Source organism: Neisseria sp. P0001.S005, assembly GCF_051963715.1.
The window spans coordinates 1-1,827 of sequence record NZ_JBQCTZ010000371.1 but is presented as its reverse complement, the minus strand read 5'-3'; the positions used below and the strand labels follow the sequence as shown (position 1 = coordinate 1,827).

The 1,827-nt window shown below is 52.3% G+C and carries 1 protein-coding gene; it reads left to right on the top strand.

Annotated features, from left to right (window positions below; translation table 11 throughout):
- Nucleotides 1-265: 265 nt before the first annotated feature.
- Nucleotides 266-1,827: polyphosphate kinase 1 (ppk1, locus tag ACTHSP_RS20260; RefSeq protein WP_440346796.1), on the top strand; the 1,562-nt coding region annotated here is incomplete at its 3' end.

Below are 1,827 nucleotides of genomic sequence, written 5' to 3'. Positions count from 1 at the left end.
GGAACGCTCGGAGATCATGCCGGTAATCAGAATTTTTTTGCCTTGCAAAAAGCCCATTTTCTTATCCTTTAGCAGTGTTATTGCGGTTGCATTAAACTGCGCATTATAGCAAAAACCGCTGTTTCGGCATAGAAAATAACGGATAACCCTTTGTCTTGCCTCAAATAGGGATAAGGTTTTCTGCCAAGGCCGTCTGAAACCTGACGGAACGGCGGCAAAACGTTATACTTGATCATCTTAATGACCGATGTTTCAGGAGGAAACCATGCCCGAACAAAACCGAATTCTTTGCCGGGAACTCAGCCTGTTGGCGTTTAACCGCCGCGTATTGGCTCAGGCGCAGGATACGAATGTTCCTTTGTTGGAGCGTTTGCGTTTTTTGTGCATTGTTTCTTCCAATTTGGACGAATTTTTTGAAGTGCGCATGGCGTGGTTGAAACGCGAAAACAAATTACGCCCGCATCAGCTGCTCGACAACGGTAAAACCGCGGCCGAAACCATCGAAGCGGTGGCGAAAGAGGCGCAGTCCTTGATTCGCGAGCAGTACGACCTGTTTAACAAAGTATTGCAGCCTGCACTCAGTCGCGCCGGCATTCATTTCTATCGCCGCCACAAATGGACGGCTGCGCAGAAAAAATGGATTGAAAACTATTTCGACAACGAGCTGTTGCCCATTCTCACGCCCATCGGCCTTGATCCGTCACACCCGTTCCCACGCCCGTTAAACAAATCGCTCAACTTCGCCGTCGAACTCGAAGGCACGGATGCGTTCGGCCGTCCGTCAGGAATGGCGATTGTACAGGCTCCGCGCATTTTGCCGCGCGTTGTCCCCATGCCGTCTGAAATTTGCGGCGGCGATGCAGGCTTTGTGTTCTTGTCTTCGATTTTGCACGCCCATGTCGGTAAACTCTTTCCCGGCATGAAGGTTAAAGACTGCCATCAGTTCCGCCTCACGCGCGACAGCGATTTGACGGTTGATGAAGAAGATTTGAAAAACCTGCGTGCCGCGATTCAAAACGAGTTGCACGACCGCGAATACGGCGACGGCGTGCGCTTGGAAGTGGCGGATACTTGTCCGGCGCATATTCACGACTTTCTGCTTGCTCAGTTCAAACTGACTTCTGCCGAGCTGTATCAGGTCAAAGGGCCGGTCAATTTGGTGCGCCTCAATGCCGTTCCCGATTTGGTGGATAGGCCGGATTTGAAGTTCCCACCGCGCAATGCAGGCCGTCTGAAAGCCTTGCGCAAAAACGGCTCAGTGTTCAAACTGGTCAAACAGTCGCCGATTTTGCTGCACCACCCGTATCAGTCTTTCGATCCGGTTGTCCAAATGATACGCGAAGCCGCGGCCGATCCGGATGTATTGGCTGTCAAAATGACCATCTACCGCACCGGCAGCAATTCCGAGCTTGTGCGCGCATTGATGAAGGCCGCGCTGGCGGGCAAGCAGGTTACCGTCGTGGTTGAACTGATGGCGCGTTTTGACGAAGCCAACAACGTCAATTGGGCGAAGCAGCTGGAAGAGGCGGGTGCGCACGTCGTGTACGGCGTATTCGGCTACAAAGTCCACGCCAAAATGGCTTTGGTTATCCGTCGCGAAGACGGCGTGCTCAAGCGTTATGCTCACCTCGGTACCGGTAACTACCACCAAGGCACATCGCGCATCTACACCGACTTCGGCATTATCACCGCCGACGAACAAATCACTGCCGATGTAAACACTTTGTTTATGGAAATCACAGGTTTGGGTAAGCCGGGCCGTCTGAACAAGCTCTATCAAAGCCCGTTTACCCTGCACAAAATGGTCATCGACCGCATCAAGCAGGA